This window comes from Alicyclobacillus shizuokensis NBRC 103103 (assembly GCF_001552255.1).
GTDB lineage: Bacteria > Bacillota > Bacilli > Alicyclobacillales > Alicyclobacillaceae > Alicyclobacillus_G > Alicyclobacillus_G shizuokensis.
In genome coordinates this window covers 22,198-28,197 of sequence record NZ_BCQV01000042.1, presented here as the reverse complement: position 1 = coordinate 28,197, position 6,000 = coordinate 22,198, and the positions used below count along the sequence as shown (strand labels likewise).

The window sequence follows — 6,000 nt, the reverse complement described above, 5'->3', positions numbered from 1 at the left end:
ATAGTAGGGACGCAGAATTTTGATTTGAAAAGTCATGGGGTGGCTTTGAAGTGGGGATAGGGTCACAGGGAGAAATCCATCTTGACAGAGGTCAACGGACGGCGTAGTATTCAGAACAACTTAGTAATTTCATCGTAATACATTGGGGGAACACTCATGAGGAAAAGTGATTTAGGACGGTTCTCAGACGCATCTTTTCTTATCCTTTCAAGCTTGGCGACTGGGCCAAAACACGGGTATGCGATGATGGAGGATATTTTGGAATTCAGCGGTACGCAACTGGAACCAGGAACCCTTTATGGTGCCATCACACGGTTGGAGAGGCATGGTTGGATAAAAGCTCTTCCCACGGAGGAGCGGCGGAGACCGTATCGTATCACCGCCGAGGGTATCACGGTGCTTCGCAAACAAGTAGCCACATTGGAGCAGGTGGCTTCAGTTGGGAAAAAGCGATTGGCATCTTTGGAGAGATTCTAATGCATTGGCTACTCCAACTTTATCCTCGTGCGTGGCGGGAACGGTACGAACAAGAGATGTTGGCTTTACTCGAAGAGCATAAGATCACACCCGTTACGGTACTTGATTTATTGATTGGTGCGTTGGACGCACATTTGAATTATAACGGCGTTACAGAAGGAGTGACCTATATGGTGAATCGACTCCGTACTGGCGTTGTGATGATTTTCTGCGCCTTCATGTTATTTGGAGTCGGGTGGAGTATGATCCAACGATTGACTGATCCACTAAACCAGTTCAATGCAGTGGCAACATTTCATCCTGAGTTTAGAGTTCTTTTCGATGCGGATTTTATTGCTGGATGTATATCATTCCTGGCGTTGTTGATTGGTGGGTTGCCTGTGTTCATTATCTCCCTAAGACGTGCAATCCAACACAGGCAAAGGAACGTATTGATACCCTTTGCGGTCGCCCTATCATGTTTGCTGATAAGTATCCTTGCCACAGGAGGATTGGCAACCTGGCATCCGTTGACACACATTTATGTGTTCTTGGGTGGATATGTTGCTTTGATGGCTTTGATGCTGATTGTTGGTACGGTTGCAGTCTCCCTCATGATTCAAAGGACAGACTTCCAACTCTCAGAACTGAAGTTCGTATTTATTCCAGAAGTGGTGATCTTGTTTTGCATGGGTGTAGCAGTAGTGATGTCAACGATCCTGATTATCACGATTACCGCTTATGCACCGCAATTGTTTAACACGCAGGACGTAGGCAGTCCCATGTTCATTACAGGTCTGTTCTGCATGGCTCTCGGAACAATCTTTGGGACGATGGGAATCAGGCGTGGGATGGTTGCTCGTATCAACTGATACTCGCACAGGACGAAAAACTACACCCCTTGACGTGGACTCAAGGGGTGCGTTACATCGTCATTCAATCGGGATATATAGATCGATTTCCGATGTTTCACTTTGTGGATCTACAAACCGTTCAAAGTTCATTTCTGCGAAATCGATCCCGTTTATTGGGTTCAGACCCTGTTGAGGGAGCCAAGTTCCGTAAATACTCTCGATGGTTTTAGCAATATTTGCGACACTGCCGACGTGAGTGAAGACTGCGTACTTCTGAGTAGGAACGGTGATCTTCACCATGCCATTTGGAACTTTCTCCATGTTGGCTTCGTACCCCGCGACATAGGTGTATTCGTCATTCGTGTGCATATAGAACACCCCATAACACACATTAGGGTTGACTTTGCCCTCAATTTCGTGTTGCCGTTTCAAGAACCGTTGCCAAAGCTCACCGATATTTCCCGTGCCGCTGTCGCTTTTATGTTCCATGCCAACCACAGTAAACTCATTACGAGTCACAATTTTCGCTTTCATATGCATCCCCCTTGTATGGTCGATGTTCTCGATCATCTCTTCAACTGAGTGGAGTAACTCTTGTTGCTTCGAGATTTCGGCACGAATGGTATCTGCGTGTTCCTGTAAAATCGCTTTTAGTCTTTCTGGATCGTCAATTGCACCGCTTTGAATCAATCCTCGAATTACCTCCAAGCCCATCCCCATGGAACGGAGGAACAAAATTCGCCGTAGTTGATTCACTTGCTCCGATGTGTAGTATCGGTACTGGTTGTCAGCACCGATGTGGCAGGGTGAGAACAATCCAATGGAATCATAATGACGCAATGTCTTGGGCGTAACATTGAGAATTCGAGCCATTTGCCCAATCGTTAGCATTGTATTCCCCCCATCAGTTGAACTAATGGAACTTCCGATGTCATCATAAGAGATTACCCTTACGGCAAGGTCAAGTGATAGTTCAACCAAATGCCGAGTGGTTGTTCAGGGGGAACCCAAGCCATTTGTCGAAACCGTATGCAATGGGGTAGGGATTTATCGTTCGCAGTCCAAAATCGGCGGGATCATCGCTTATTGTGGTAATAGGCAGGAATGTACGATTGTACCGATTACATTCCTGCCATGTAATTATTCTTTGGTGTTATCGAGAAATCTCAATAAACCAGGCAAATAGCACAAATGCGTATGCATTTATCAATGCCGTTCGAATCCAGTGGGTTCTCAATATCTTTTGCAGATACGGACTACGCGAACCCAATTTGTCCTGACTAAGCTTAGCCTGCCATCGACCCCACATCAGCGCAGTTAGTATGTGTGATAGCAGTTGGAAGAGTAGGTTCCCCCAGATAGCCCAAGATGGTGATCCGAGCGGGTGATACCAGATCAGCACTATTGAACCCAACAAAGAAAGCCCAACGGGGATGAAGACCCAGTATGCGAGTTTGTGCCAGTGTACAGTCTGGACACGGCGAAATGTATCAGGACCAAGCAACTTCCACGTTCGAAAGATATCAACTTCGTGCGCCCAGATGGTTCCTACATTGTAGAATGCCAGAGCCAAATTGGCGAGCAGAAACAGGCTTGTATGGTTGGACATGATAATTACTCCTCATGTCGGGCAAATGACAACAGAATTGTCTTTCGTGCCCCGTTTTGATGTTCCATACGATCCAGTGGGTAGAGGGATGTCAACTGTTGCGGTGAGGGAAACGGCTTTGACCGACGTAATAACCAGAGGCATAGCATACGAAAGCGGCGAGAAATGCGATAGCCATGATCAATGAATTGATGTCGTGTTGTCCAAATGACACAAAAAACATGCCATTCACGCCTGCTCCAATGGTGAAAATGGAGCCCAATATAGAGAAGATAATCCACACTCGGCTCTTCATTACGATGGACATGCCAGCTACAAGAACCGATCCAATCACCAACAATATTCCGACGATGACGTGCAATCGGAGAAAGATCGAACTGTGAGCCAGTATCCATTGTAATGACAGCCACCAGTAACGGTAAAAAGCCCCGCCAGATTTATATTGGGAAGACAAAGAATCAGGAATCTGCACAAATAAGTTCGTTACCATTCCAACAACATACTGAATGAACAACAGAACGAGCATGACTAACACGGTGATGTTTAACTTTGATCGCATAGACACCCGACCTCCAATCGACCACCTGGTTGATAGGATTATATTTCAACCATTTGGTTGAGGTCAAGTCAGTCGTGTTATATTAAAGACGAGTCCAGTGGCAGGGGTGACACGAAATTCATATGGAATTGGATAGCGAAAGCCGACAATCGAGGATCGTCAAGATTGCCTTCAAACACATTGCCGAGAAGGGGTTTGAAGGTCTGCGCGTTCGATCGGTTGCAACCGAAGCCAACATGAACCACGCGACATTGCTTCACTATTTCCCATCTAAGGAAGATTTGATCAGAGCGGTTGTTCAATATCTTCTACAGGAATTCCGAGGCGTTGGTTCAGGAGAGGCTGATGGTGCGAATGTACAACCAATGGAGCAAGTTCTGGCGGAAATTGAGGACATAGGGGAGAGACTGAAGCAAACACCAGAAATTTTCATAGTCTTGATCGAACTTAGCCTAAGAGCGCGTAGAGACCAATCGATAAAGCAATATTTGGAATACCTTGACGTGGCTTGGCGGTCTCATTTAACAAGAATACTACAACACGGGATCCGTGAGAAAAGCTTTCGTACCGACTTCGATGTAAACGCCACCGCATTAACGTTGATGAGCCACATTAAGGGACTCAGTTTGCAAGCTTTACACATGCCACATGCAGACATTGATAACTTGGTTCTTCAAGTCAAGGATGAAGTGAAACGATGGTTGTCTCCTTGATGGGTGTCGGCGTGTCGGCGATACGGATGTTTTCCGCAAGTCAAAAGTGCAGAATGACACGGCGTTGGATATCCCAGTGAGGGCAGGGCATAGTGAAACGACAATCGGACGGAATCTGATGTCGGTCGGCGGGCTTCACGAGATGCTGGTTGGGAACATCACTTGCGATGGGTCAAAACATCACCTTTCGTGGTATATCGGGCACCACGACAAGCGTGCCATCGGTTCGCCCTTACGCCCCCAAACCCTCCATGCCCCCTCTTATTCAGAATCTGGCACTTTAAACTCCCTCAAAACGGCTCCTCCGTCCTCGCCGATCCCATGACCACAGGCGCAAATGACCACGCTTCCACAACATTCGATCTCCATTTTTCCCACCTCTTGTCCGTCTTTCCACTCGACTTCACGACCGCAGTGGGTGCAGTGGATTATGAACATGATAGCAAGCCTCCGTGATCAGGGATTGTGGGGGAAGGGCGTATCGGGATGATCCTGCCTTTTTTCGCCTTGCGTTCCGCCGTTCTCACTTGGTTCCTCTGTAAATGTCATGTCCAAAAGCCGCTGTCTTTCCTTAACAAGCTCTTTCCAGTCCAGTAGATCAACTGCTTCCGACATTCCGTCGATTTCAAGGTCATTAAGATGCCCAAACAAGTCCTGAAATGATCCGCCGTAGAAAGTTTCAAACGTCTCAATCTGTTCGTTTAGCGCTTGTATTCTCTGTGCTGTTGTTTGATTTTTGATTCTCTGAACTTGTTCGTTCCACTGACATTCGAAGTCATGCACAAAGTCAACGCCATTCGCCATAGTGTTTCGATTCCTCCATTACCCTCTGTAATTTCGCCAACGCTTCCTTATGCTTCCGAATCGCGTTTTTCGTACTCTGTGCCATGGGGACTCTTGTTTGGCTGATCGGCTTGTCGAGCAATCTTATGCTGTGTGGCTTTTTCATGTTTTCTCGATCTCTCACAACTTCTCCCTTCGCCCCCAACTCCTTTGCCAGGTTTAACACCTCTTCAACAGTCATGCCACATACTTTCGCAATGGTGGGTACAGGAAGGAGATCGAACAATTGCATCGCGACTGATTCCAGGGTCTCATGCTTCACTTGTTGCCGAATCTCCTCGATGGACTCATCCCGACTACTCGTCACCTTGAAGCCCCCTTTTAATGAGCAAATTGTGGAGAGGCCAAGACCCACCTCAACCAGCTTTGCTCTCCGTATGCCTGGTGTCTCTCTGTTTTTATCTACAATAAATGAGTTTTTCCTGCGTGTCAAAATATGTAAAGATAGAGTTAGGTTCATAACTGTATTGAATTGAACGGACAGCTGATGTGGGGGCGAGAGAGGGACAAGCAGAACTGGATACCTGGGTTACTGATGATTGTGGCAATAGACCTTCTGAGATAATTGTGAGGAGCACACAGGTAGAATTGAAGGCAATTTGGGGTTAGGACGTACTTTATAATGATATTGGTGGATACCGTTTGCGTTAAATGGTGGAGCGCGAGATAACAATGAATGTTTACGAATATGAGGGCACATGGTTCTGGATATTGTTTTATCTGTGGTTCGCCTTGGAGATGTTATTCTGGGTGCGTGCCCGAATACTTCAGCGCGGAGAACCGAGGAAACAAAACGATGATCGGGGTTCAGCTGCACTCATTATGCTCGGCATGTACGTGCTCATCTTCGTATCGATAGTCTTCTCGGTGAGTCAATGGGGGCTTCTCCCCCGATGGACGCAATACGTTGGCTTCGTCTTGATGATTGTTGGAATGGGCATTCGATTCCCTGCGATCATCCGACTC

Annotated in this window: 7 protein-coding genes; 3 read left to right on the top strand and 4 right to left on the bottom strand. The window is 46.8% G+C overall.

The features are described 5' to 3' along the window. The first annotated feature begins 156 nt into the window (after positions 1-156). Positions 157-477, top strand: a complete 321-nt coding sequence (locus ASH01S_RS14660) for a PadR family transcriptional regulator (RefSeq protein ID WP_067929195.1) — start codon at positions 157-159, stop codon at positions 475-477. After that, positions 477-1,328, top strand: coding sequence for a hypothetical protein (locus tag ASH01S_RS14655; protein WP_067929194.1), 852 nt, complete (start codon positions 477-479; stop codon positions 1,326-1,328). The genes ASH01S_RS14660 and ASH01S_RS14655 overlap by 1 nt, the downstream gene beginning before the upstream one ends. Positions 1,329-1,388: 60 nt before the next feature. Here the strand turns inward: ASH01S_RS14655 and ASH01S_RS14650 are convergent, their stop codons facing one another. Together ASH01S_RS14650 and ASH01S_RS14640 are read right to left on the bottom strand one after the other, a co-directional pair. After that, positions 1,389-2,201, bottom strand: a complete 813-nt coding sequence (locus ASH01S_RS14650) for a MerR family transcriptional regulator (protein ID WP_067929193.1) — start codon at positions 2,199-2,201, stop codon at positions 1,389-1,391. An 809-nt stretch (positions 2,202-3,010) separates the two neighbouring features. Continuing rightward, positions 3,011-3,478 carry a hypothetical protein gene (locus ASH01S_RS14640; RefSeq protein WP_067929191.1) on the bottom strand — a complete coding sequence of 156 codons (468 nt, stop codon included), beginning with the start codon at positions 3,476-3,478 and terminating at the stop codon, positions 3,011-3,013. A 122-nt stretch (positions 3,479-3,600) separates the two neighbouring features. Between ASH01S_RS14640 and ASH01S_RS14635 the strand changes: the two genes are divergently transcribed. Continuing rightward, positions 3,601-4,191, top strand: coding sequence for a TetR/AcrR family transcriptional regulator (locus ASH01S_RS14635; RefSeq protein ID WP_067929190.1), 591 nt, complete (start codon positions 3,601-3,603; stop codon positions 4,189-4,191). A 456-nt stretch (positions 4,192-4,647) separates the two neighbouring features. Here ASH01S_RS14635 and ASH01S_RS14630 read toward each other — a convergent pair whose 3' ends face one another. Continuing rightward, on the bottom strand, positions 4,648-4,995 hold the full coding sequence (locus ASH01S_RS14630; RefSeq protein WP_067929189.1) for a hypothetical protein: 348 nt from the start codon (positions 4,993-4,995) through the stop codon (positions 4,648-4,650). Further along, complete coding sequence (locus tag ASH01S_RS14625) at positions 4,979-5,341, bottom strand: hypothetical protein (RefSeq protein ID WP_067929188.1); 363 nt, start codon at positions 5,339-5,341, stop codon at positions 4,979-4,981. The genes ASH01S_RS14630 and ASH01S_RS14625 overlap by 17 nt, the downstream gene beginning before the upstream one ends. Positions 5,342-6,000: the final 659 nt, after the last annotated feature.

Coding starts and splice junctions, on each gene's coding strand:
- ASH01S_RS14660 (WP_067929195.1), top strand. CDS start 157: ATGAGGAAAAGTGATTTAGGACGGTTCTCAGACGCATCTTTTCTTATC.
- ASH01S_RS14655 (WP_067929194.1), top strand. CDS start 477: ATGCATTGGCTACTCCAACTTTATCCTCGTGCGTGGCGGGAACGGTAC.
- ASH01S_RS14650 (WP_067929193.1), bottom strand. CDS start 2,201: ATGCTAACGATTGGGCAAATGGCTCGAATTCTCAATGTTACGCCCAAG.
- ASH01S_RS14640 (WP_067929191.1), bottom strand. CDS start 3,478: ATGCGATCAAAGTTAAACATCACCGTGTTAGTCATGCTCGTTCTGTTG.
- ASH01S_RS14635 (WP_067929190.1), top strand. CDS start 3,601: ATGGAATTGGATAGCGAAAGCCGACAATCGAGGATCGTCAAGATTGCC.
- ASH01S_RS14630 (WP_067929189.1), bottom strand. CDS start 4,995: ATGGCGAATGGCGTTGACTTTGTGCATGACTTCGAATGTCAGTGGAAC.